This window comes from Brevundimonas staleyi (assembly GCF_041893865.1).
Taxonomy (GTDB): Bacteria; Pseudomonadota; Alphaproteobacteria; order Caulobacterales; family Caulobacteraceae; genus Brevundimonas; species Brevundimonas staleyi.
Genome location: NZ_CP169082.1, coordinates 1,156,192 through 1,179,392, shown reverse-complemented (window position 1 = coordinate 1,179,392; position 23,201 = coordinate 1,156,192). Strand labels below are relative to the sequence as shown.

General features: G+C 67.9%; 18 protein-coding genes. 7 read left to right on the top strand and 11 right to left on the bottom strand.

Going from position 1 to position 23,201, the window contains the following annotated elements; all coding sequences use genetic code 11:
- Positions 1-207: 207 nt before the first annotated feature.
- Positions 208-2,007, bottom strand: a complete 1,800-nt coding sequence (locus tag ACETK8_RS05870) for a DUF885 domain-containing protein (protein WP_374038580.1) — start codon at positions 2,005-2,007, stop codon at positions 208-210.
- A gap of 328 nt (positions 2,008-2,335) precedes the next feature.
- Between ACETK8_RS05870 and ACETK8_RS05865 the strand changes: the two genes are divergently transcribed.
- A complete protein-coding gene (locus ACETK8_RS05865) occupies positions 2,336-3,256 on the top strand; it encodes a LysR substrate-binding domain-containing protein (RefSeq protein WP_374038579.1) in 921 nt (306 codons plus the stop codon).
- Here ACETK8_RS05865 and ACETK8_RS05860 read toward each other — a convergent pair.
- The 7 genes from ACETK8_RS05860 to ACETK8_RS05830 form a co-directional block, all read right to left on the bottom strand.
- Complete coding sequence (locus tag ACETK8_RS05860; protein ID WP_374038578.1) at positions 3,243-5,024, bottom strand: DUF885 domain-containing protein; 1,782 nt, start codon at positions 5,022-5,024, stop codon at positions 3,243-3,245. The genes ACETK8_RS05865 and ACETK8_RS05860 overlap by 14 nt on opposite strands.
- 166 nt (positions 5,025-5,190) lie before the next feature.
- Entirely contained in the window at positions 5,191-7,011 is a 1,821-nt protein-coding gene (locus ACETK8_RS05855) for a M61 family metallopeptidase (protein WP_374038577.1), read from the bottom strand.
- 244 nt (positions 7,012-7,255) lie between these two features.
- On the bottom strand, positions 7,256-9,313 hold the full coding sequence (gene cckA / locus ACETK8_RS05850; protein WP_374038576.1) for a cell cycle histidine kinase CckA: 2,058 nt from the start codon (positions 9,311-9,313) through the stop codon (positions 7,256-7,258).
- 229 nt (positions 9,314-9,542) lie between these two features.
- On the bottom strand, positions 9,543-10,619 hold the full coding sequence (gene flhB / locus ACETK8_RS05845) for a flagellar biosynthesis protein FlhB (RefSeq protein WP_374038575.1): 1,077 nt from the start codon (positions 10,617-10,619) through the stop codon (positions 9,543-9,545).
- Positions 10,612-11,385, bottom strand: coding sequence for a flagellar biosynthetic protein FliR (fliR, locus tag ACETK8_RS05840; protein ID WP_374038574.1), 774 nt, complete (start codon positions 11,383-11,385; stop codon positions 10,612-10,614). The genes flhB and fliR overlap by 8 nt, the downstream gene beginning before the upstream one ends.
- 7 nt (positions 11,386-11,392) lie before the next feature.
- On the bottom strand, positions 11,393-11,656 hold the full coding sequence (fliQ, locus tag ACETK8_RS05835; protein WP_374038573.1) for a flagellar biosynthesis protein FliQ: 264 nt from the start codon (positions 11,654-11,656) through the stop codon (positions 11,393-11,395).
- A 281-nt stretch (positions 11,657-11,937) separates the two neighbouring features.
- Positions 11,938-12,840, bottom strand: a complete 903-nt coding sequence (locus tag ACETK8_RS05830) for an NAD(P)/FAD-dependent oxidoreductase (RefSeq protein WP_374038572.1) — start codon at positions 12,838-12,840, stop codon at positions 11,938-11,940.
- Between the two features lie 100 nt (positions 12,841-12,940).
- Between ACETK8_RS05830 and ACETK8_RS05825 the strand changes: the two genes are divergently transcribed.
- Positions 12,941-13,390, top strand: a complete 450-nt coding sequence (locus ACETK8_RS05825; RefSeq protein ID WP_374038571.1) for an Rrf2 family transcriptional regulator — start codon at positions 12,941-12,943, stop codon at positions 13,388-13,390.
- Here the strand turns inward: ACETK8_RS05825 and ACETK8_RS05820 are convergent.
- A complete protein-coding gene (locus ACETK8_RS05820) occupies positions 13,387-15,195 on the bottom strand; it encodes a tetratricopeptide repeat protein (RefSeq protein WP_374038570.1) in 1,809 nt (602 codons plus the stop codon). The two genes, ACETK8_RS05825 and ACETK8_RS05820, sit on opposite strands and share 4 nt — an antisense overlap.
- Positions 15,196-15,288: 93 nt before the next feature.
- Here ACETK8_RS05820 and ACETK8_RS05815 point away from each other — a divergent pair, with 93 nt between their 5' ends.
- Positions 15,289-16,440, top strand: a complete 1,152-nt coding sequence (locus ACETK8_RS05815; RefSeq protein WP_374038569.1) for an acyltransferase family protein — start codon at positions 15,289-15,291, stop codon at positions 16,438-16,440.
- A gap of 201 nt (positions 16,441-16,641) precedes the next feature.
- On the opposite strand, the gene ACETK8_RS05810 is transcribed toward ACETK8_RS05815, so the two are convergent.
- Positions 16,642-17,022, bottom strand: a complete 381-nt coding sequence (locus ACETK8_RS05810) for a VOC family protein (protein WP_374038568.1) — start codon at positions 17,020-17,022, stop codon at positions 16,642-16,644.
- A gap of 111 nt (positions 17,023-17,133) precedes the next feature.
- Here ACETK8_RS05810 and ACETK8_RS05805 point away from each other — a divergent pair, with 111 nt between their 5' ends.
- The 3 genes from ACETK8_RS05805 to ACETK8_RS05795 all read left to right on the top strand — a co-directional run bounded on the left by ACETK8_RS05805 (position 17,134) and on the right by ACETK8_RS05795 (position 20,042).
- A complete protein-coding gene (locus ACETK8_RS05805) occupies positions 17,134-18,276 on the top strand; it encodes a beta-ketoacyl-ACP synthase III (RefSeq protein ID WP_374038567.1) in 1,143 nt (380 codons plus the stop codon).
- Between the two features lie 153 nt (positions 18,277-18,429).
- Positions 18,430-19,116, top strand: a complete 687-nt coding sequence (locus ACETK8_RS05800) for an iron-containing redox enzyme family protein (protein ID WP_374038566.1) — start codon at positions 18,430-18,432, stop codon at positions 19,114-19,116.
- On the top strand, positions 19,113-20,042 hold the full coding sequence (locus ACETK8_RS05795) for a DUF6999 family protein (protein ID WP_374038565.1): 930 nt from the start codon (positions 19,113-19,115) through the stop codon (positions 20,040-20,042). The genes ACETK8_RS05800 and ACETK8_RS05795 overlap by 4 nt, the downstream gene beginning before the upstream one ends.
- Before the next feature lie 144 nt (positions 20,043-20,186).
- Here the strand turns inward: ACETK8_RS05795 and ACETK8_RS05790 are convergent, their stop codons facing one another.
- A complete protein-coding gene (locus tag ACETK8_RS05790) occupies positions 20,187-22,016 on the bottom strand; it encodes an AMP-binding protein (protein ID WP_374038564.1) in 1,830 nt (609 codons plus the stop codon).
- Positions 22,017-22,144: 128 nt separating this feature from the next.
- Here ACETK8_RS05790 and ACETK8_RS05785 point away from each other — a divergent pair, with 128 nt between their 5' ends.
- Positions 22,145-23,098 (top strand): winged helix-turn-helix transcriptional regulator, encoded by a 954-nt coding sequence (locus ACETK8_RS05785; protein WP_374038563.1) that lies wholly within the window; start codon positions 22,145-22,147, stop codon positions 23,096-23,098.
- Positions 23,099-23,201 lie beyond the last annotated feature (103 nt).

Genomic DNA, 23,201 nt, shown 5'->3' with positions numbered 1-23,201 from the left:
CGAGCGTCAAAGATAAAAATCTTTCTGGCGCCCCGAAACACGGCCCCGCCTGACTAAGCAGCCCGATTCTGCTCTCATGTCTGCCCAAGTCCAAAACGCGCGTACAATGCGCTCACGGTTCGCGGAGAGTGCGGACATCGACCCGACTTCGTCCGTTTCGTCCGTTTCGTCCGCTGCTTTTTCGTCCGGACCCACCGGACGAAACGCTCAGGCGAAAGCGGCCCTGACCCGTCGCTCCAGAACGGTCAGCGGCATCCGCCCCCCGTCCAGCACCGCCGAATGGAACCGCTTCAGATCGAAGTTCGGCCCCGCCTTCAGCTCTTCCCGCAATCCGGTGATCGCGATCTCGCCCATCTTGTAGGAACAGGCCTGACCGGGCGCGGAGCAGTAGCGGTCGATCTCGGTCTCGTTCGGATCGCCGACGTTCTCGGCCATGTAGCGGATCGCCTGTTCGCGGCTCCACCCCTTGGAGTGCAGCCCGGTATCGACGACCAGACGGCAGGCCCGGAACAGGAAGCTCTCCAGATAGCCGATCCGCCCGAACGGATCGCCTTCGTACAGACCCAGTTCGTCGCCCAGCCGTTCGGCGTACAGACCCCACCCCTCGCCGTAAGCCGAGAAGCCCACGGTCTTGCGATAGAGCGGCAGGTTCGCCGACTGCAGGGCCAGCGCCCCCTCGAACAGGTGTCCCGGCGCCGCCTCGTGATAGGTCAGGGTCTTCAGCGTCCAGCGCGGCCAGTCGCCCGTGTCCTTCAGGTTGATGAAATAGATGCCGGGCCGCGACCCATCCAGACTTCCCCCTTGCGCGTAGCCGCCGGGCGCTCCGGCCTCGATCGCGGGCGGCACCCGCTGGACCAGGAACTCCGACGTCGGCACGCGGGCGAAGACCTCGGGCATCCGCGACCGAACCCGGTCCATCTCGGTGTTCACATAGGCCAGCAGATCCGCCCGGCCCGCGTCGGTATTGGGCCACAGGAACCGGTCTTCCAGACGCAGGGCCGCCATCCGTTCGGCGACCGAGCCTTGGGTGTAGCCCTCACTCTTCAGCAGTTCGTCGGCCTGGGCCTGGATGTCGGCGACCTGATCCAGACCCAGCTGATGGATCTCCGCCGCCGTCGAGGTCGTGGTCGTATAGGCCTTCAGGTTCAGGGCGTAGTAGTCGGGCCCGTTCGGCAGGCGACCGATCCCCGCGTCGTGGACGGCGCTGGTTCTCTGGCTCCGCAGTTCGGCGATCTGGCGCTCCAGCGCCTGCTTCACCGGCCCGTCCAACAGGGCCTCGGCCCGGTCGACGTGATCGCCCTCGATCCCCGCCTCGCCCATCTTGCGGGCCAGGGTGCGGACCATGGCCTGTTCGGCGCCGGGCTGATCGCGCAGGGCGGTCAGCTGCTGGATCGCCTTGTCCAGGATGAAGTCGGGCGCCACCACCCCCATGCCCGCATGGGCGCGGCTGCGATCGGTGTCTCCGTCCAGCGAGGCCGGGAAGGCGCTCAGCCGCTCGATGAAGGCGTCGGCGTCCTCGCGCGTCTTCACCGGATGGGTGGTGTCCAGGAAGCTCGGCACATCGACATAGGCGCCGTTGATCTGGCTGACGACATAGGGGGTCCGCCGCCAGCTGTCGGCCGTGTGCCAGGCGAAGGCGGCGGCCTCGGCCGCGACCTCCTTCTGGAACGAGAGCACGTCGTAGCTGGCCCGCCCCTCCGCCGAGAGGGCCTCCGGGTCGATGGTTCTCAGTTCGGCCAGATCCGACCGCGCCTTGACCCGATCCACCTCGGCCCCCGCCAGGGACCGATCGTTCAGCCGGCCCCGCTGACCTGCCCGCGCCCCGACGTCGAGCCCCAGCGAGGTCGCCGACTGCGGCGCCTCGTCCAGCCCCTGTTCGAACTGGCGGCTCAGGATGGCGTCCAGCCGCGCATCCTCATGGTTGATCCGGGCCTGCACCGCACCCGGCAGGGCGGCCAGCCCCGCGCCCGCGGCGGCCGAGGCGAGCAGTCGGCGACGATCGATCATGGCGGGCTCCCGAAAAACCAAGGGCCGCATCAGTCACCAACCGCGCCGCTTCGACAAGCCGACACCGTCAGAAATCGCTCAGGTCGAGGGTCGCGCCGTCAGGCGGGGCGATATCAGACGCGCAGGGGCCGGGCTGGACCGATGGCGCGGGAAACCGTCCAGAAGGTTGATCAGAATCGCGATCCAGCCCCACGCGGCGTCCTTATGATTGCGATGAATCTCTTCCATAACGGCCTCCTGCGCCGATCGCTTCTGAGCATCGGAGGTATCGGCTTGACAGGTTCTCTTCGCAAACCAGTAGTATGGCGGGTCAGCCCTAGAGACCCTTATGCGTGATCCGCTTGCCGGCCTGCCCCTGTCGTCCATCCGCGTGTTCGAGGCGGCGGCGCGTCTGAACAGCTTCACCCGCGCGGCGGAGGAGCTGGGCATGACCCAGGCGGCGGTCAGCTGGCAGATCAAGGCGCTGGAGACGCGGCTGGGGTTCAGCCTGTTCCGGCGTCTGCCGCGCGAGGTCCAGCCGACCGAACAGGGCGAGCGGCTGTCGCGCGCGGCGACCGAGGCCATGACCCTGCTCCGCCGCGCCTTCGCCGAGGTGACCGAGGCCGATCAGGGCGTGCTGTCGATCACCACCCTGACGACCCTGGCGACCCAGTGGCTGGCGCCCCGGCTGGGGGCTTTCCAGGTCGCCAATCCGGGGCTGGCCGTGCGGCTGGACACCAGTCCGACCATCATCGATCTGGCGCGGTCCAGCTTCGACGTCGCCCTGAGGTCCGGCGACGGCGACTGGCCGGGGGTGGAGTGCGCGCCCTTGATGCCCAGCGTCTTCACGCCCCTGTGTAGCCCGGCCCTGTGCGAGCGGCTGGGGCTGAAGGAACCCGCCGATCTGGTCGATGCCCCACGCGTCGGGGACGAGAAGGAATGGGCTGCCTGGTTCGCCTGCGCTGGCGTGACCACTACGACCAATCCTGCGTCCCGGCTGCGCGCCGATATCCAGGGGCTGGAGGTGGCCGCCGCCATGGGTGGGCAGGGGGTGGCCCTGGGGTCTCCTATTCTGTTTGCCCGCGAGATCGAGGCGGGGCTGCTGGTCCGGCCTTTCGTTCAGACGGTGAAGCTGTCGAAAGGCTATTTCATCGCCTGGCCCGAGGACCGCAGGCGATCGCCCAAGATCGCCCGCTTCCGCGACTGGCTGATGGCCGAGGCGGCGGCCGATCCCGACATCGCCGCCGAGATCGCGCTTACGCCCGCATGATGCCCTGAAGCACCGCCAGCGGCACCGAGCCGTTCAGCAGCATCCGGTCATGGAAGGCCTTGATGTCGAAGTCGGGCTTGGCCTCGGCTTCCTGACGTAGGCCCTCGATCACCGTCTGACCCAACTTGTAGGAGCAGGCCTGGCCCGGCCAGACGATGTAGCGGTCGACCTCTGACTGGGCGGAGTTCGCAGGGGTCGCGGCCTCGGCGATCATGTAGTCGATGGCCTGCTGACGGCTCCAGCGCTTGTCGTGCAGGCCGGTGTCGACGACCAGACGGACGGCGCGGAACAGATAGGCCTGGAGGTAGCCGATCCGACCCAGCGGATCGCCCTCGTACATGTTCAGGTCGTCGGCGGCGACGCGCTCGGAATACAGGGCCCAGCCCTCGTTGTAGGCCGAGAAGCCCGAGGCGCGGCGATAGATGGGCAGGGTCCCGGCCTCGCGCGCGACCGAGATCTGGAAGTGATGGCCCGGCACCGCCTCGTGATAGGTCAGGGTCTTCAGCGACCATTTCGGCCGGTTCGCCGTGTCGCGCAGGTTGATGTAGTAGGCGCCCGGCCGCGACCCATCCAAGGACGCCGCCTGATAGTAGCCGCCCGGCGCCCCGATCTGGATCGACACCGGCACGCGACGGATTTCCACCGGCGCCTGGGGCAGGGTCGAGAAGACCTCCGGCAGACGCGGCGTGATCTCGGCCACCATCTCGTTCAGCGAGGCGATCAGGGCGACCTTGCCCTCGTCGTCGTTGGGCCACAGATGCTGCGGGTCGCGGCCGAGCGCGTTCACCCGCTCACCGACCGTGCCCTCGGTGATGCCGAGGCCTTCCAGGATCTCGGCGATCTCGGCCTGGATCGAGGCGACCTGTTGCAGGCCGATGTCGTGGATCTCGGCGCCGGTATAGGTCGTCGTGGTGTAGCCCCGGATGCCGAGGTTGTAGAGCCGCTGCCCTTGAGGCAGACGCCAGACGCCGACGTCCTCGGACGCGGTCGGACGCTGGGCCTCGAAGACGGCGATCTGGCGCGTCAGGGCGGGCTTGATCTCCTCGTCGACGATGACCGAAGCGCGGGCGCCCCAGTCGCCGGCGATGGCCTTCTCGCCCGTCTTGCGGACCAGGGCCTGGACCATGGCCATCTCGGCGGCGGGCGTGTCGCGCAGCGTCTTCAGCTGCGTCAGGGTCTTGTCCATGATGACGGCCGGCAGGGTGACGCCCGCGTCCGCATCCTGTTCCAGACGCGCGTTCTCCTGATCGATCTGGACCGCGAAAGCCTTCAGTCGCGACAGGAAGGCTTCGGCGTCGGCCGTGGCTTCCAACCGGTGCTGGTTGGTCATGAAGTCCGGCACGTTGAAGTAGGCGCCGCCGTTCTGCATCACGATGTAGGGCGAGCCGATGAAGGGCAGTTCGGCGCGCATGGCGGCCGTCTCGGCCTGGAACTGTTGCACGGCCAGGGTGACCTTGAAGCCATCCGAGAGGCCCTCGGTCGGCCAGTCCTTCAGCCGTCCCCACTGTTCGACGGCGCGGGCGTTGTCGGCGCGTTCGGCCTCCAGGCTGAGGTCCGACAGCTTGCCCGCCAGATGCGCCCGGTCGTCCTTGTCGATGCCCAGGCTGGTGGCGAAGGTCGGATTGCGCTCGACGTTCGCGTTGAACCATTCGGTCAGGAGGGCGTCGAGCGCGGCGTCCTGTTGCGACTGGGCCATCGCGCGGATCGGAAGGGTGGCGACGAGGCCCGCGCCGGCGGCGGAGAGCATCAGATGACGGCGGTTCAGCATGGTGGGCCTTTCGGACGCGAGAGGAACATCTGGCTCGTCCGGTTCGTCCGGACGAAAGATAGGGTGACGAAACGGACGAAACGGACGAAACGCCGGCCGGCTTCTGCTGATCGACAGAGATGGGAAGCAGCCGGGCCGACGACAAGGGCAGGCAAAGAATAAATTCTTACTCTTTCGGGACGCCGAGCCAGGCGTCGCGGAAGGCCTGTTGCGCCGGGGTGATGGCCTCGCCATCGGCCTCCATCCGCACCAGACGGAAGGACGGATCGGCGACCAGATGCAATGTGGCGGATCGCTCCACGCCGCGCTGAAGGAAGCGGATCGGCAGGTCGTCGCCCGGCTTGGCGGCCGCGAGGGCGGCGATCCAGCCGGCCTGATCGTCGATCTCGGTCTCGCCCAGGGCCACGATCTGATCGCCGCGATCCAGGCCCGCCTCGTACAGCGGCGTGCCGGGCGCGACGGCGCCGCCGATGATCGGGGCGCCGGTCGCGGGCAGGCGGGCGGCGCCGGCCCAGGCGGCGTCGGGGTTGACCGGCTCCATCGACACACCGGCCTGGGCCAGGAGCGGTGCGAAGTCCGGCAGATCACGGCCCCGGATCATCCGCGCGAAGAAGTCCTCGGCGAAGGCCGCGTCGCCCGTCACCTGGGTCAGGGCGGTCTGCAAATCCTCCGGCCTGTAGGCCCGCTCGGTGATGCCGTGGGTCTGCCACATCCGCCGCATCAGGTCGTCGAGCGTCACGCCCGGAAACCGTTGGCGCAGGGTCAGGTCCAGGCCCAGGGCGATGACCGCGCCATAGGGGTAGTAGGAGACGAAGATGTTGTCGTTGACCGGGTCGATGGCGGTGGCGGCGTCCACGAAGGGCGCCCGCAGGCTCATTTCCTGGGGCGAGCCGTAGCGACGGCCCGAGGCGTTCGACACGCCGTTCACCTGATTGCCGATGTCGGCGAGGAAGCGGTCCACCGTCGACACCCCGGCCCGGCGGATGGTCAGGGGACCGTAGTAGTTAGTGAAACCCTCGGCGAACCACAGGGACGGGGTCGCATTGGCGCGGGTGAAGTCGAAGGGCTCCAGCTCGGCCGGGCGAATCCGCTCCACGTTCCAGGCGTGGAAGAACTCGTGGCTGAGGGTGCCGATCTGGGCGAAGTCGGCCTCCTTGAACGAACGGGTGTTGTTGATGACGGTGGAGTTGCGGTGCTCCATCCCGTCGCCGTTCACATAGGGCAGGTAGTCGGCGATGAAGGTGTAGGTCCCGAAGTCGAAATCGGGCGCATCCCCGAAGACCGCGATCTGGGCGTCGACCACCTTCTTCGCCCGCTCGGCGAAGACGTCCATCTCCTCTTCCGTGCCGGCGTGATGGACGGCCAGGCGGAGGGTGCGGGGCACGCCGGCGTCGTCGACCGTCCACTGGCGCACCATGTGGTTGCTGAGCTCGACCGGGCTGTCCATCAGATACTGCAGATTGGGCGCGGCAAAGGTGAAGGGGTCGGGGCCGGGCTCAAGCTGGGTCGCGACCTTCCAGCTGTCGTCATAGGGTTTGAAGACGATCTCGACCGGCCGATCGTCGAAACCGGTCGCCCAGGCCAGGGTGGCAGGCATGTTCAGGTGGGCGTGGGTCGCGTCGATCTGGGCGTAGGTGCCATCCGACCGATCCGCGAACAGGGTGTAGGAGAGGGTCACCGTGCCGTCGTGACCCGGCACGGTCCAGCCGTAGGGATCGGTGCGGTCGATGGTCAGGTCTCGGCCCCGTCCGTCCACGGCCGAGACCGAATAGACGTTCTTGGCGAACTCGTGGATCGCATAACGGCCGGGCGAGGAGCGCGACATCTGGAACCGCACCGGGCCTGAGCCGACGTCGCGGTAGGTGACGGAGACCTGGGCCTCGTGGTGGACGGCGTTGTCGAAGCTGACCCGATATTCCTGGGCCTGGGCGACGCCGGTCATCAGGGCGGCGGAAGCGGCGGCGGTCAGCAGACGACGAACGGACATGGGAACTCCGGAACAGCGGCGTGCATAGGGGAGGAAGCGGAGCCGGGTGGCAAGGGCATGCTGTCTCCTCCCCATGCAATGGGGAGGTGGCGCGGCGCTTCTTCAGCGCCGTGACGGAGGGGGCGAGACGGTGGTTTGAGTGGGGGCTGGCGAGCGCTGAATCGGTGCGACCGAGTCGCCCCCTCCGTCAGCTCGCGAAGAGCTCGCTGCCACCTCCCCACAAGTGGGGAGGAGACGGTTGGCGTCACCCCGGCCGAAGCTCCTGCTTCACCCGCTCCGCCAGGGTCTTGATGTCCAGGGGCTTGGGCAGGAAGGAGACGCCCGCCTCGTCCTGGAGCAGGTCGGAGAAGTCGCTCTCGGCATAGCCGGAGATGAACATGACCGGGGCGTCGCCGAGGTATTGGCGGGCCTTCTTGAGCAGGCTCGGACCGTCCAGTCCCGGCATGATGACGTCACTGATCAGCATGTCGATCTGGCCCGCCCATTCCTCGGCCAGGATCAGGGCTTCCTCGCCGTCGGCGGCCTCGATGACCTCGTAGCCGCGCTGACGCAGCAGCTTGGCGGCGATGCCGCGCACGGCGGCCTCGTCCTCGACGAACAGGATGCGGCCGTTGCCGGACAGGTCGCGCGGGGCGGCCTTGGCCTTGACCTCGACCGGACCGGCTTCGACCAGTTCCTGCTCCGAGGCGGCGGGCAGGAAGATGCGGAAGGCGGCGCCGGCGCCCTCGACATTGGTCACCCCGATATGGCCGCCCGCCTGCTGGACGATGCCGTAGACGGTGGCCAGGCCCATGCCCGTGCCCTCGTTCACCGCCTTGGTCGTGAAGAAGGGCTCGAAAATCTTGTCCAGCAGTTCGGGCGGAACGCCGGGGCCGGTGTCGGACACTTCGATCAGGGCCGAGTCCTCGACCGGCGCCTCGCGCCAGCCCAGAGCGACCGACTCGATCTGGGTCAGGCGGCGGGTGGTGATCGTGACGACCCCGGCGCCCGGCTCGACCACGCCGCGCATGGCGTCGCGGGCGTTGACGGCCAGGTTCATCACCGCCGTCTCCAGCTGGGACTTGTCGGCCAGGACCACCGGCAGGTCACGGCCGTAGTCGGTCTCCAGACGCACGTCCTCGCGCAGCAGCCGGCGCAGCAGGACGGCGAACTCCCCGACCAGTTCGCCCAGGTCCAGACGCTCGCGACGGACGGTGGACTTGCGCGAGAAGGCCAGCAGTTTCCGCACCAGATCGGCGGCGCGGATGCCCGTCTGGCGGATCTGGTTCAGCCCGTCATAGGAGGGATCGCCGACCGGATGACGCTCCAGGAGTTCGGACAGCTGCAGCTGGATGGCGGTCAGAAGGTTGTTGAAGTCGTGCGCGACGCCGCCGGCCAGCTGGCCCACGGCCTGCATCTTCTGAGCCTGCGACAACTGCAGCTCCATCGACTTCTGGGCCGAGACGTCGAACAGCCAGACGCGGCGCTTGTCGCCTTCCGGGGCGACGTAGAGGTGCAGCATCTTGTCGGGATAGGCGCGGGCGACGAGCTCGATCGGGCCGGTCGAACCGGCGGCCAGACGGGCGCGGGCCTCGATCACCCCGGCCGGGTCGAACAGGTGGCCGAAGGCGGCGTTGCGGGCGGCGGCCGGGCCGGTCAGGGTCGCCAGGGCCGGATTGGCCTCCTCCGCCTTGCCCGCGAACAGGTCGTCGCCGTCGATCACGGCCGAGCCGAACGGAGCGCCGGCGGCCATGGCCCGGGCGTCGCCGGTCGAGGCGGCGTATGCGGGGGCGGCGACCACGGGCGGGGTGGTCAAGGCGGCCTCCGGCGCCTCGCGCACCAGATAGCGCCCCTCCCCCGCCAGGCCGATGGTGACCTCCAGCTCGCGTTCGCCGATGAGGACGATGGCGCGACCCTGATGGCCCTGACGCGCCTGGGCGAAGGCCATGTAGAGAGCCTGGGCTGACTTGCCCTTGGGCAGGCTGACGGTCGCCCCGTTCTGCGAGGCCCAGGCGCCATTGTAGGCCAGGACCGCGCCGGAGGCGAAGACCAGCGCGGCCGGCTCGGCCATGGCGTCCAGCATCTCCACTGCCACATCGCCGGCCGGGCGGTCGGACGTCTTCGTCTCGATCCGGTTGAAGGCGAACAGCCCCATCAGCGACACGGCCGCGATGGTGATCATCAGGATCATGTGCGGCGTGGTCATGGGCCCGGCCTGGAAGGCGGGCCAGGCCAGGGCGGCGATGGCGACGGCGAACCCGACCGCCATCAGGATGACGGTGACGTCGAACTTCGGCGCCGAGGGCGTGCTGGAGACGGTCATGGGAAGGCGGCCCCTCGAATCAGTGGGCTGAGTATACGGCAGCCGTCTCCTCCCTGTCGCCGCAGGCGATTGGCAGGTGGCGGCAAGCGCTTCGCGAGCTGACGGAGGGGGCGACCGGGTTTCACCGAGCGAGCACCGCAACCCCTCACCTCAAGCATCGTCTCGCCCCCTCCGTCACGGCGCTGAAGGAGCGCCGCGCCACCTCCCCATGCTTCGCACGGGGAGGAGACTATCGGCGTTTCCGCTTCTGCATGACGAAGCCGATGACCTTGGCGGCGGCCTCGAAATGCTCGCGCGGGATGGTCTCGTCGATGTCGACGGCGGCGTAGAGGGCGCGGGCCAAGGGCACGTTCTCCACGATCGGCACCTCGTGCTCCTTGGCCACCTCCCGGATGCGAAGGGCGATGGCGTCCACGCCCTTGGCGACGCAGATCGGCGCGGCATCGCCCTGGTCCGGCTCGTAGCGGAGCGCGACCGAATAGTGGGTCGGGTTGGTCACGATGACCGTGGCCTTGGGGACGTTGGCCATCATCCGCTGGCGGCTCTTCTGCATGCGGATCTGCTTCAGCTTGGCCTTGATGTGCGGGTCGCCTTCGGAGTTCTTGAACTCCTCCTTCAGCTCTTCCTTCGTCATTCGCTGGCGTTTGGCGAAACGCATCTTCTGCCAGATGAAGTCGCCCCCGGCGCCGAGCACCAGGAAGACGATGGTCGATCCCATCAGGGCCAACATCAGGTCGCGGGCCATGGGCAGGATGTTCAGGGGCGACATGGCCGCCATGTTCTCGAACTCGCGGGCGTGGGGCTTCAGCACCATCCAGCAGATCACCGACACCACGATCAGCTTGATGAAGGTCTGGGCGAACTGCATCAGGCCGTCGGGGCCGAAGATGCGCTTGAAGCCCGCCATCGGGCTGACCTTGTCCCACTTCGGCTTCATCTTCTCGGCCGAGAACAGAAGACCCGACTGGATCACATTGCCGCCGACCCCGCCGACGATGGTGGCCAGCATGACGGCGCCCAGGAAGGGCGTGATGGCCCACAGCGCCCTGGCGCCGATCTCGACGCCGGCGCCCGCCTCCAGCCCGCCCAGCATCTGATGCGGGGCGGCGATGAAGGGCAGCAGGGCCTCGCCCATGGTGGTGGTGAAATAGCCGCCGCCCATGATGATGACGGCCGAGGCGCCGAGGAGGCTGAGAGCCGGGGCGACGTCCGCCGACTTGGCGACGTCACCCTTCTTTCGCGCCTCCTCAAGTTTCTGTGGAGACGCCTCTTCTGTTTTGGACTCGGGATCCTGGTCTTCAGCCACCGGTCCCTCCCGAAACGAAGAGGTTCGCCAGCGACCGGTAGCGGTCGATGAAGACCGTTCCCAGCACGCCCAGCGACAGGGCGAAGATCGACAGGCCCAGGATGATGCTGAGCGGGGCCGCCGCGAAGAAGATCTGGAAGGCCGGCATCACCCGACCGACCAGACCGGCCGCGAGGTTGAAGATCAGGGAGAAGACGATCACCGGCGCCGCCAGCTGGACGCCCAGCATGAAGCTGTCGCCCAGGGTGCGGATGGCCAGCTCGGTGAAGTCGGCGGCGATCAGGGGCCGGGCCGGGGCGATCAGCTCATAGGAGCCGACAAGCCCCGCGATGAACAGGTGATGGGTGTTGGTGGCGAAGATCAGCACCGTCCCGAACAGCATCAGGAAGGCGGCGATGGTCGTGTTCTGGCCGCCCAGCAGCGGGTTGGCGGTCTGGGCGAAGCTGAGCGTCGTCTGCAGCGAAACGATCTCGCCCGCCGTGGACAGGGCCGAGGTGAACATCCTGATGATGGCGCCGATCATCAGGCCGGTGACGACCTCGCGAATGACCCAGCCGACGGTGGCCCCCAGGCTGTCGGGCAGGGCCGGAAGGGCGCCGCCGACCACCGGCCAGAGGCAGAGCGAGACGACCAAGGCCAGGGACAGCCGGATGCGCGGCGGCACATAGGTCTCGCCGATCCCCGGCAGGGTCAGGATCATGGCGCCGATGCGGGCGAAGATCAGCCCGCCGGCCCAGACCTGATCGGCGGTGGCGTAGGGTTCCACGCCGCCCCTACATGCCCGAGATGCGCGCCGCGATGGTCCGCATGAAGGCGCCCAGCAGTCCGCCCATCAGCGGCAGGAAGAGCAGCAGCGAGATGAAGATGGCGATGATCTTGGGCGCATAGACCAGGCTCTGTTCCTGGATCTGGGTCAGGGCCTGGAACAGACCGATGCCGACGCCGACGACCAGACCTACGATGAGCACGGGGGCGCACAGCTGGATCGTCAGCCACAGGGCGTCGCGGCCCACATCCAGAACTTCCGCGCCGCTCATCGACCTGATCCCGAAAACTACTGGGCAGAAAATGCCGGGAGCGTGGTTAACGGGGCGTTAGCGCCCGCCCCCCGTTCGACGCGTCCGGACTCCAAAACACCGTCCGAAGCGTCCGAAGAGTCCGAAGCGTTCGGATGCCGTCGCAACGGGCCGAGGCCCGTCGTTCAGCGCCGACCAGTCTAAGACCGTTCGAGACAGCGTTAGACATAAACCGCTTCATCAGGACCGGGCGTTGAAATCGCAGGCGAAATCCGGGCGTGCTTTGCCAACTTCGAGGGTCTTCAGGCGGCCGCCTCCATGAAGAGGGAGCGATGCGCGGCGACCCCGGCCATGACGCCCGCGGCCGAGGCGAGCGTCGCGTTGTGCATCGGCTGGGCCGCGTCGCCGGCCGCGAAGACATTGGCGACCGTCGTCTGCTGCATGGGATCGACCTGGATATGCAGGCCGGTCATGCCTTCGACGAGGGCGCAACCCAGCTGTTCGGCCAGCGGGCCGACGATGCGGGTCTTCGGCGCGGTGAAGACCGCCTCGGCCGCGATCTCGCGTCCGTCGGCGAGGCGCAGAGCGCGTGTCGTCTGGCCTTCTCCGAGCAGTTCGACCACGGGCGTGCGTTCGATGATCACGCCCCGCGCCATAAGGTGTGCGACCTCTTCCGGCGTCGGTTCAAAGATCCCTTGGGTGCAGTAGGTGGTCGGTCCCCAGTCCGGCAGCATCAGGCCCTGATGGGCCGCCATCGGGTGGTTGGCGATGACGGCCAGCGGCCGGTCGCGGACCTCGTAGCCGTGGCAGTAGGGGCAGTGCAGGACGCTGACGCCCCAGCGCGGCGTCATCGACGGCAGCGGCAGTTCGTCGGCGACGCCGGTGGCCAGAACCAGCCGCCGACCGACCACCTCGCATCCGTCGCTCAGCTTGAGCCGAAAGCCGTCCTCGACCGCCGCGACGCTCTCGGCCCGCCCGTGGAAGAAGTCGAAGGTCGGATAGGCGGACAGCTGGGCCAAACCCAGACGCATGATCTCGGCCGGAGCCACGCCGTCCTGGCCCAGGAAACCGTGCGAGGCGTGCGCGAACCGGTTTCGCGGTTGACCCGCATCGACGAGCAGGATCCTGCGACGCGCCCGCACCAACTGCATGGCGGCGGACAGTCCCGCGAAACTGCCGCCGACGATGACTGCATCATATTCCACGAAACGCTCCTCTCGTATCTTCGTGAGTTACGAGATAGGGCGCGGATCCACTTCACGCAACTTGTTTTGTTTCGTGATGGAGTTGGTGTAGGGTCCGGCCATGCCGACCGACAGCCGCCTGTCCCGAATGCTGCACGTCCTGATCCACATGGATCGACATGGCGGGCCGCTCACGTCGGAGACGATCGCGGGAATGCTGGGCACCAATCCGGTGGTGGTGCGCCGGACCATGTCGGGGCTGAAGGCCGCCGGCTATGTCGCCTCGGAAAAGGGCCACGGCGGCGGCTGGACGGTGGCGCGGCCGCTGGACCAGATCACCCTCCTGGACATCCACGAAGCGGTGGGCAGCCCGAAACTGTTCGCCATCGGGCTGGCGGACGACGACCCCGCCTGTCTGATCGAGCGGGCGGTCAATGCGGCCATGACCGAGACCCTGAGCGATGCGGAGCGGATGCTACGCGCCCGACTGTCGGAGGTCACCGTGGCCTCGGTCGCGCCCGACGTCGAACAGTTCGACGCCTATTTGGCGGCGCATACCGTCAGGACCTAGTTCGCCGCCTTCTCCCTTTGCACCTCCGCCTCGCGGCGGCGACCGAGCCGGTCCAGCGCCGTCGCATGGGCTAGATGCAGGTCGCGCCATCTGGGGGCTAAGGGTTCGGCCTCGGCGTACTTCGCCGCCGCCTCGGCCCAGCGGCCCTGAGCGGCCAGGGCGTCGCCCCAGCCCTTCAGCGGATCGGCCCAGCGGGGCCCCCGCACATGGGCGTCGCGGAACCGGGTGACGGCCCGCGCCGTGTCGCCCCGCGCCAGCAGGGCCAGGCCCCGGCGCTGGTAGGCGAACGGCAGGGAGGGCGCCAGGCGGATGGCGACGCCGTACTGGCGATCGGCCTCGGCGCGTCGTCCCCTCGCCTCCAGCACATCGGCGCGGAAGGCGGCGCAGGCGACGTAGCGGTCCGCGCGGACGAAGGCGGCCTCGGCCTGGGCGTAGCGGCCCGACAGTCCCTCGGCCAGGCCCAGGAAACAGGGAGCCTCGTAGAAGGTGAAGGCCACATCGTCGTCGGTGGTCCACAGCGCATCCAGCGTCTCGGCGGCGGCCACGGCGGCGGGGCGATCGTTCACGGCGAGCGCGCGATAGACCTCGATCATGTGGCGGGTGGCGATGGTGACCGGTGCGTCGGGAGTCGCAGCGGCGAGGTGGCGCAGGGCGCCGGCGAAGTCATGTCGGCGGCCCTCGGCGTCCGCGAGGCTGAATTCCTGGCCGCCCAGAATCCCCTCGCCGCCGGTCTCCGCGATATCGGCCTCCGCCGCCTCGACGGTGCGGGTCCAGTCCTGCAGCAGGAGGAGGTAGGGCGCGCTTTCCCTCGGCTTGCCGTCCGCGTCCTTCTTCGCGGCGAACTCGCGGCCCGCGCGCGCGGCGGCCTCCTCGCCCTCGACGTCGAACAGGGTGCCGATCAGCATGCCCCAAACATCCTGATCGTCGGGCAGGGATTGCAGCGCCAGCCGCAGCTTCTCGACCGCCTCGGCCGGGCGTCCGATGCTGGTCAGCAGGATGGCCCAGTTGTAGGCCAGCTCGCCCCGCGACCCCGGATGGCCGGCATAGGCGCCGGGAATGAAGCGTTCGGCGTCCTCGTAGCGCCGGGTCTCCAGAAGGTAACTGGCGAAGAGCTGGGGTTCGAACCGGCCGTAGATGTATTCCGACGCCTCGGTGATCAGGCGCGGCATCTCGGATTCCGGCCCGGTGAAGGTGCGGCCGCGCACTCCGTCGGCGCGGATGGTCAGGGAGACCTCGCCGGTCGGGCTGACCGTAACGGCGCCGCCGATATGGGTCTCCTTGCCGAACCAGCCGCGCAGCAGTTTGTCGATCTCGCCGATGGAGACACCGGTCGAGGGCACGACCACCGCCACGTCGCGCGTCCAGTTCAGGGCGACGGCGCGGTTCTCGGCCGAGTTTCTGGCGTCCGCGCCGATAGTGGTGACGACGTCCGACACGCTTCGGGCGATGACCTGGCCCGTGTGACCGCGTCGGCTCAGATCGAAGGGGCTGTCGAAGGGATCGACGACCACGGCGCGAGAATGGGCGGCGGTCCAGACCATCATCGCCAGACCGATGACGAAACCCAGGCCGACCATCGCGGTCATCACCCGGAGAACCAGACCCATACGCTCGTTGGAGACCTGGGCCTTGATCAGGCGACGCTGTTCCTCGACCAGAAGCACGGCCGGATCGGGCGGGCCCATGGTCGGCTCGGCCGCCTCCATGGCGTTCTCGGCCATCTCGATGGCGTCGAGAGACTCCGTCGCCTTCTCGCGACGCCGGCCCAGCCGGATACGCCCTTCGCGCGGATCTTCGTCGGTCATTCAGCCCCCTGAAGCGCCCAGACTAAACCGTTGTTCGCTGGACGGCAAAACGGTCCGACCCTTGCGACGGGAAGGCCAGAAGGAGGTCCTCCCATGGCCTGGACAGCGATTTCGACCCGAAACGAGACACCGCCGATCGCACGCGGGGGCTGGTTGGACGCGCTGCGTTTCATTGTGGCCACGATGATCGTCCTTCACCATTTCCAGGCGGCGGGGCCCGTGGCGCTGGCCGAGAGCCTGCATCCCGTGTTCGAGCGGGGCGGGTTCCTGCTGACCAACTTCTTCCTGATCGACAGCGGCTATGTGCTGATGCGGGTCTATGGCGGGGCGGTCGGACGCGGGGCCATGTCGCCCGGCGACTTCTTCATCAAGCGGTTCCTGCGGGTCTATCCGGCCCACCTGATCATGGGGCTGTCGCTGGTGGCCCTGGTGCTGCTGAGCGCGCTCGGCGGCGTGTCGCCGCGCAATCCGGAATGGTTCGCCTGGGACCAGCTGCCGGCCCAGCTGACCCTGACGCAGGGTTTCGGCATTCACGGCGGACTGGGCTGGAACGCGCCCAGCTGGTCGATCTCGGCCCTGATCGGCTGCTACGTCCTGTTCCCCTATATCCTGCGCGTGCTGAAGGGGATGGGGCCGTGGGGCGTGATGGCGGGCGTGATCCTGCTGTACCTGGCCGCCAACGAGGCCTGTCGCGCCTTCCTGGGCTATCCCGTCTATCAGATGCCGATGAAGTTCGGCTTCTTCCGCGCCCTGCCGCTGTTCATCCTGGGCATGGGTCTGGCGGTGTTCTCGGAGAAGGTGTTCGTGGCCCCGCGTCTGGCCCGGATCGTCGGGGTCTCGGCGGCCGTGGGTCTGGCGACGGTCCAGTGGTTCGACAAGAACGCGCTTCTGTCACTGACCTTCATCAGCCTGATCATCCTGGCGGCGGGCGCGATTCCCGTCGCGAAGCCGTCGAAACTGGTCGAGCGGGCCAGCGTCGTCTCCTTCTCGATGTTCATCACCAACGAGGTGGTGCGGATCGCCTGGTTCGGCGTGGCCAATGTGCTGATCGCGAAATACGCCCTGTCCACGGGCGTCCAGTGGGTCATCTGGGGCGCGGGGGTCCTGGCCGCCATCGGCTTCGCCTTCGCCTTCCACGCGGTGATCGACGATCCGATGCAGACGCGGATCAAGCGCTGGCTGGCCCGCGGCAAGGTGCGTCGCCGCCCGGTCGAACAGGGCGCGGTGGTGTCGCTGGAGGGGTAAGCCCTGGCACTCCCCTTCTCCCCTTGCGGGAGAAGGTGGCCGCGAAGCGGACGGATGAGGGGTATGAGGACGCGGTCGAGATGAGTCCTGTGCTCGCTTGGCAAGAGCGAGTTTCACCCCTCACCCGATCGCACAATAACGACGGCTTTCGCCGCCGTGTGCGATCTCCCTCTCCCGCAAGGGGAGAGGAGTAGATGAGGATTAATCCCCGCTGTTCAAATGCAGGATGTTGCCGTCCGGGTCCTTGAACCAGACCATGCGGAAATCGCCGGCGCGGTGGATGCCGCCGGCGAAGGTGACGCCGTCCATGTCGTACTGCTCGAAGGTCACGCCCTTGCCGGCCAGGTCGGAGACGATGGTCTCGATCTCGTCGCCGACGCCCCAGACGACGGCGTTGGCCTTGTTGGTTCCGGCGAAGTCGGACGGATAGACGCAGAGCACCGTCTTGCCGGTCCGGAACATGGCCACGCCTTCGCCGGAGGCCGGCGCCTCCTCCAGCCCCAGGGTCTGGCCGTAGAAGGCGCGGGCGCGGGCCAGATCCTTCGTGCCGACGATAGCGGCGGAATCCCTGTCCTTCAGCATGGTCGTCTCCTCCTGGGATGACGGGGATAGCGTGCGGGGCGCGAAGGGCGTTCCAAACGGCCGCGTTCGTCCGCTTGCGGCACGGACCGCAATCGTGCGCATTGAAAGGCCATGGGCTCGAGTGCGCTTCGCGACGTCTACATCACCGGAACCGGCAGCTTCCTGCCCGGCGAACCGGTCGGCGCCGACGCCATGGAGGACTTCATCGGCCGCATCGCCGGGCGCAGCTCCGCCGTGGGCCGCCGCGCCCTGCGCTGGAACGGGGTCGAGACGCGGCACTACGCCCTGACGCCGGAGGGCCAGCCGCTGCACTCCAACGCCTCGATGACGGCGGCGGCGGCGAAGGCGGCGCTGGAGAAGGCGGGCCTGTCGCTGGGCGATCTGGGCTTCCTCTCCACGGCGACGACGCAGGGCGACTACATCGTTCCCGGCCATGCCAGCGCGGTCCATGCCGAGCTCGGCGCGCCCCCTATCGAGATCGCCAGCTACCAGTCCGTCTGCGCCTCCGCCTTGATGGCCGCCAAGGGCGCCTGGTTGCAGGTTCGGGCGGGAGAGACCGAGGTCGCGGCGACGGCGGCGGGAGAGTTCTCCTCCCGCTGGTTCCGGCCGGAGTTCTATGAGGGCACGTCGCTTGTGGACGCCAAGGGCCGGGCTCGGGTCGAGGCGGATTTCCTCCGGTTCACCCTGTCGGACGGGGCGGGCGCGGTGGTCATGGAGCCGAGGCCGCGACCGGACGGCCTGTCGCTGAAGGTCGAGTGGATCGACCTGACGTCGCTGGCGGGACGGTTCGATCCCTGCATGTGGGCCGGCTCCACCTTCGCCGACCGGGCCGACATGAAGTCCGCCTGGAGCCACGCCGGGCCGGTGGCCGCCCATGCGTCGGGGTCGGTCGCGCTGGTGCAGGATTTCGAGCTGTTGAAGATCGTCATCCGGGCGTGGATCGGGGTCTGGCTGGAGAAGGTGGATCAGGGGCGGATCACGCCCGATCAGGTCGATCACCTGCTCTGTCACTATTCGGCCCGGTCGCTGCGGGAAGAGATCGTGTCGATCCTGAAGAGCACGGCCGCCATGATCCCCGAGGAAAAGTGGTTCTCGAACCTGCCGACCGTGGGCAACATCGGCGCGGCCTCGATCTGGGTCATGCTGGACGAGTTCATGCGATCGGGGCGGGCGAAGAAGGGCGAGAAGGTCCTGTTGATCGTGCCCGAGAGCGGACGGGCCATGGTCGGCTTCATGATGTGCGAGGTGGTGTGATGATGCGTTCTCACTCCCGCTCATCCCCGCGAAAGCGGGGACCCAGTGCTTTCGTGAGGCACGGTGCGCGGGATTGCTGCCTGAGCACCACCGGTCGTAGTCATCGCCCAAAGAACTGGGTCCCCGCTTTCGCGGGGATGAGCGGAGAAGAGAATGGCTGACGGACAGGCGCCGGCGTCGGATCAAGTTTCTGACACCCTGAGGAAGCTGGCGGTGGTCTTCGCCGACTTCGAACAGCGGCTGGAGGCGACGCCCCTGATCCGCAAGCTGACGCGCGGGCGGTTCGAGCTGGCGGACTACCAGACCTTCCTCGTCAACCTGCGCCAGCAGGTGAAGGACGGGGCGTTGTGGATGAGCCGGGCGGCGTCGAACGTCGGCGAGGACCACCTTGAACTGCGATCGACGCTGATGCGCCACGCGGTGACCGAGCATCGCGACTTCCGCCTTCTGGAGGCCGATTTCGTCTGTTCCGGCGGCGAGGTCGAGGTCATCCGCAACGCGCCCAAGAACGTCGGCTCGGAAGCCATCTCGGCCTGGATGTTCCACGAGGCGTCCAGGCCCGATCCGTTCGGCCTCTTGGGCGCCATGTTCATCATCGAGGGGTTGGGCTCGATCAAGGCCGCGCCCTGGGGCCGGCTGGTCAAGGAGCGGCTGAACCTGCCCGACGAGGCCGTGCGGTTCCTGCTGTATCACGGCGAGAACGACGCCGAGCACATGCAGGAGTTCGAGGAGATGCTGCGGATGGTCCTGCCCGACGCCGCCGTCGCCGAACGCATCGTCATGACGGCGAAAGTGACCGCCCGCCTCTACGCCCTCCAGATCGAGGAGATCGCGGCGTGACCACGGCCGATCCGTTCGACGCGGGTCGATACGATCCGAACGATCCGGATCCGTGGCTGGCGCTCTATCTCGACCACTCCCTGCCGATCGATCCGCAGGCGAAGCGGGCGCTGTTGCTCGGCGCAAGGTCGTGGTCGCGGCGGTGGCTGTTTCCGGTGTCGCGGCCGGTGGTGTTTCTGTTCTTCGGTCTGGTGAAGATCCTGCGGGCCATCTCGCCGCGCCATCCGAACCTGAACGGCCTGCTGCACAAGTCCATCCACTGGGGCTTGCGGACGTTCGGATCGCCGGAGTGCAACACCCTGATCCTGCGCCACTTCCACATCGGGACCGAGCTGATCGCCTTCATCAAGGCCAATGCCGGGATCGATCCGGCCCTGGTGAAGACCGTGCCGTTGCGGCCCCTGACGCTGAAGTCGCTGGAGGACAATGTCTTCCTTCAACACGACCTGAACATCTTCAACTTCATCATCGAGCTGAACCTGGCGCTCCGTCAGGCGGGCAAGGAAATCACCCCGCCGGATCGGATCGACTTCTCCATGCTGACCGACATCGATCCGGCCTTCGAGGCCTTCCCGACGGGCTGGGCGAACAAGATCGATATCCAGACGGCGGTGGAGTTCTACACCCCGCTCTATGCGCTGATGCTTCCGCGTTCGGACTTCATGCGCGCCAGCCATTCGCTGCAGCTGGACGAGATTGTCGGCATCTATATCGGGCGCATTCTGGGCACCGACTACCACATGCATTTCGTCAAGAACGGGCATCCCTTGGTGACGCTGTCGACGTTGCAGGCGGGGTTCCGGTTGATGATGCACGGGCTGGACTGCGAGGCGATGCACGGGTGGTTGCGGTTGTTGAAACACCGTCAGGCGATGGGGCTGCCGCTCGATCCGAGAGACCCGACGGGCGGGCCGGAGCTGGGGTAGCGCTCTCACACACCGTCACCCTCGGGCTTGTCCCGAGGGCCTATCGTTGTACGCGCTCGAACCGATGGAGCGGCGCGACCTTCCGACCTTTCGTACCGCGGACAGATGGATCCTCGGGACAGGCCCGAGGATGACGGATTTGAACTAGAGCGCCGGCCCTATCCCCTCCCCTGCGAACAGCCTGGCCACCTCGTCCGCGCGGCGCTTCAACACCATCCGCCGGTTGATGGAGCCCTTGTCCGACACCTCGTGCGCCTCCGGGTCCGGCGGGTCGGTCAGGAACATCAGGCGGGCGATGCGGCTGGACTGGCCGGGGTTGTCGCGGTTGTGGGCGGCCAGGGCCTCGGTGACGGCGGCGGTCACGGCGGGGTGGTCGGCAACGGCGCCGCCGGTCAGGCGACGAACGCCCTCGACATCGGCCCAGGCGAGGACGGCGACCTCGGCCTCCCCGTCGCCGCAGATGACGACCTCGCGCACCACCCCGGCGAGGCGGCCGAGCAGGCTGTCCCGCAACCGTCCGGCGGTGACGAATGTCCCGTTCAGCAGCTTGAACTGTTCGGCCCGGCGACCGGCGAAGAACATGCCGCCCTCGGGCCGGTCGCGATCGTGGAAGTCGGCGAGGTCCTCCATCCGCAGATAGCCTTCCTCGTCGAAGGCGGCGGCGGTCTGGGCCGGGTCGGCGAAATAGCCGGCGGTGGCGGACGGCGCCTTGACCCGCACCTCATAGACGCCGTCGCACGGCACCAGCTTGAACGACGCCCCCGAGACCGGCAGGCCGATGCCGACGCGGGTGTCTTCCCACCAGGTGTAGCTGATCGCCGAGCCCGTTTCGGTGGAGCCGTAGCCGGAGACGAAGACGAACCTCTGGCCCGTGGCGCGCACCGCGATCCGCTGCAGCCGGTCATGCAGGGCCTGGGGCAGGCCGGCCCCGCCGAACAGCATGGCGCGCAGTTCGGTGAAGAAGCGTCTGGCGAAATCGTCATCCGCCTCCAGCGCATCGGCCAACATCGCATAGCCGTTCGGCATGGTGCCGTAGTAGCGCAGCGGGATTTCCTTCAGGTTCCGGATCGTCTCGTCGAACCGGCCCGGCATCGGCCGCCCGTCGTCGATGTAGAGGGCGCCGCCCAGGCAGGTGATGTTGGTCATCAGGGACGAGCCGGCGATATGGCTCCAGGGCAGCCAGTCCAGCGCCTGACGGTCCCAGGCGAAGGCGTCGCCCATGGCCTGGAACCCCGAATGCGTATTGCCGGTCGCCATGGCCATGGTGTGGATCACGGCCTTGGGCCGTCCTGTCGAGCCGGAGGTCAGGAGGTAGCGGGCGGGCCTGGTCGGATCGAGGGCGGCGACGTGGGCCGAGAGATCGGGCGCCGGAAAGCCGGCCAGTTCGGACCAGTCGACGGCGCCCGCGACGCCCGGCGCGGCGGTGATGATGACGGCGTCATCGGGCGCGACGGCGGTGACGGCGTCGGCGAAGGGGGCGCCCTGTTCGGCGAAAATCAGGCCCGGCTTCACCAGATCGACCACATGCCTGAGCCGCTCGAAGTCCGATGAGATCAGGGAATAGTTGGTGCTGACCGAGGTCACCGGAACGCCCGCCACCATGCCGGCGAAGATAAGGACCGCGTGGTTCAGCGAGTTCTCCGACAGGACCAGGATCGGTCGATCCGCCGTGACGCCCCGGTCCATCAGCCAGGCGGCGACCGAGGCGACCCGCGCCCGGCCCTCGCCATAGGTCAGCCGGGTCCAGTCGCGCTCCGCCCCTTCGCGCCGGGCGAGCCACAGCTTGTCCGGTGTCTGATCCGCATGACGCCAGAAGGCGGCGGCGAGGTTCGGATCATAGGGTTTCAGCGACGCCTTGCCGGACACGATCAGGACGCCGTCCGGACGACGTTCGATCTCCACCCCCACCTCCCCGAACCGGACCGGGCGACAGGGGGCGGCGGACAGGTCGATGGCGGAGAGGGTGTCGGTCATGGGCGAACTCTAGGCCGCCGAAGGTGACTTGCAAATCGAGATTTATCGGATGGGCGACGCACCGCGTTCTCTGGTGCTAGGATCGACTCGGCCCGACGCAGATCGGGCGGAAGACAAAGACGAAACGCGTGACCACCCCGACCACTCGCGACCTGATCATGGGCAATCCCGTGGCCCGCGCCTTCGCCGTGACCGGCGACGCCTGGACCCAGCTGATCCTGCGCGAGGCCTTCTACGGCGCGCGGCGCTTCTCCCATTGGCGCGACCGACTGGGCATGCCCCGCAGCGTCCTGACCGACCGGCTGAACCGACTGGTGGCGGCGGGACTGCTGGAGCAGCGCGAGGCCAAGGGGTCGGCGACGCGGATGGAATACCGGCTGACCGAGATGGGCCTGGACATGTTCGGGGTCGCGGTCATGCAGGGCCAGTGGGAGCGGAAATGGGCGCGGTCTCCGCTGCAGGAACGCTACGCCATGGCCTTCTACGACCGCGAGACCGGCGAGCGGATCGAGCCGGCGGTCTTCGACCACGAGGGCGGGCGTCCGATCGAGATGCACCATGTGCGCTGGGAGGCGGGCGAGGGCCTGACGCCCATCGCGCCCCCGACGTCCCGCCGTCGCCGGACCCAGCCGATCGAGACCGACCGGGCCATCATCGACCGCTCGACCGACATCATGGGCGACTACTGGAGCTGGGCCGTGCTGGCCGCCGCCTTCTTCCGTCTGCGCCGGTTCGACGAGATCCACGAGGCGCTCGGCGTCGCCACCAACATCCTGGCGGATCGGCTGAAGACCATGGTGTTGCAGGGGGTGCTGGAGAAGCGCCTGTACCAGAAGGCGCCGCCGCGCTTCGAGTATCGGCTGACCGAGGCGGGCCGCGACCTCTATCCGATGATCATGGCCATGCACGGCTGGTCCGAGCGCTGGCTGTGTCCGGACGGGTCGCCGCTGCGGCTGGTCGAGACGGACACGAACGAGCCGATCTCGGCGGTGGTCTGCGATCTGGCGACGGGTCTGAAGATCGATCCGCGCAAGATCCGCTGGGAGGTGGAGGCGGCGCCGGTCGAAACCAGCGCCGCCTGAACTCTCACTTCGTCATCCTCGGCCCTGTGCCGAGGATCCATTCGTCCGCACCGCGATCAGAGGATCAGGAGTCCGCCTGTCGGTGCGTCGAATCTTGAACTCG

Coding starts and splice junctions, on each gene's coding strand:
- ACETK8_RS05870 (WP_374038580.1), bottom strand. CDS start 2,007: ATGATCGATCGTCGCCGACTGCTCGCCTCGGCCGCCGCGGGCGCGGGG.
- ACETK8_RS05865 (WP_374038579.1), top strand. CDS start 2,336: ATGCGTGATCCGCTTGCCGGCCTGCCCCTGTCGTCCATCCGCGTGTTC.
- ACETK8_RS05860 (WP_374038578.1), bottom strand. CDS start 5,024: ATGCTGAACCGCCGTCATCTGATGCTCTCCGCCGCCGGCGCGGGCCTC.
- ACETK8_RS05855 (WP_374038577.1), bottom strand. CDS start 7,011: ATGTCCGTTCGTCGTCTGCTGACCGCCGCCGCTTCCGCCGCCCTGATG.
- cckA (WP_374038576.1), bottom strand. CDS start 9,313: ATGACCGTCTCCAGCACGCCCTCGGCGCCGAAGTTCGACGTCACCGTC.
- fliQ (WP_374038573.1), bottom strand. CDS start 11,656: ATGAGCGGCGCGGAAGTTCTGGATGTGGGCCGCGACGCCCTGTGGCTG.
- ACETK8_RS05825 (WP_374038571.1), top strand. CDS start 12,941: ATGCCGACCGACAGCCGCCTGTCCCGAATGCTGCACGTCCTGATCCAC.
- ACETK8_RS05820 (WP_374038570.1), bottom strand. CDS start 15,195: ATGACCGACGAAGATCCGCGCGAAGGGCGTATCCGGCTGGGCCGGCGT.
- ACETK8_RS05815 (WP_374038569.1), top strand. CDS start 15,289: ATGGCCTGGACAGCGATTTCGACCCGAAACGAGACACCGCCGATCGCA.
- ACETK8_RS05810 (WP_374038568.1), bottom strand. CDS start 17,022: ATGCTGAAGGACAGGGATTCCGCCGCTATCGTCGGCACGAAGGATCTG.
- ACETK8_RS05805 (WP_374038567.1), top strand. CDS start 17,134: ATGGGCTCGAGTGCGCTTCGCGACGTCTACATCACCGGAACCGGCAGC.
- ACETK8_RS05800 (WP_374038566.1), top strand. CDS start 18,430: ATGGCTGACGGACAGGCGCCGGCGTCGGATCAAGTTTCTGACACCCTG.
- ACETK8_RS05790 (WP_374038564.1), bottom strand. CDS start 22,016: ATGACCGACACCCTCTCCGCCATCGACCTGTCCGCCGCCCCCTGTCGC.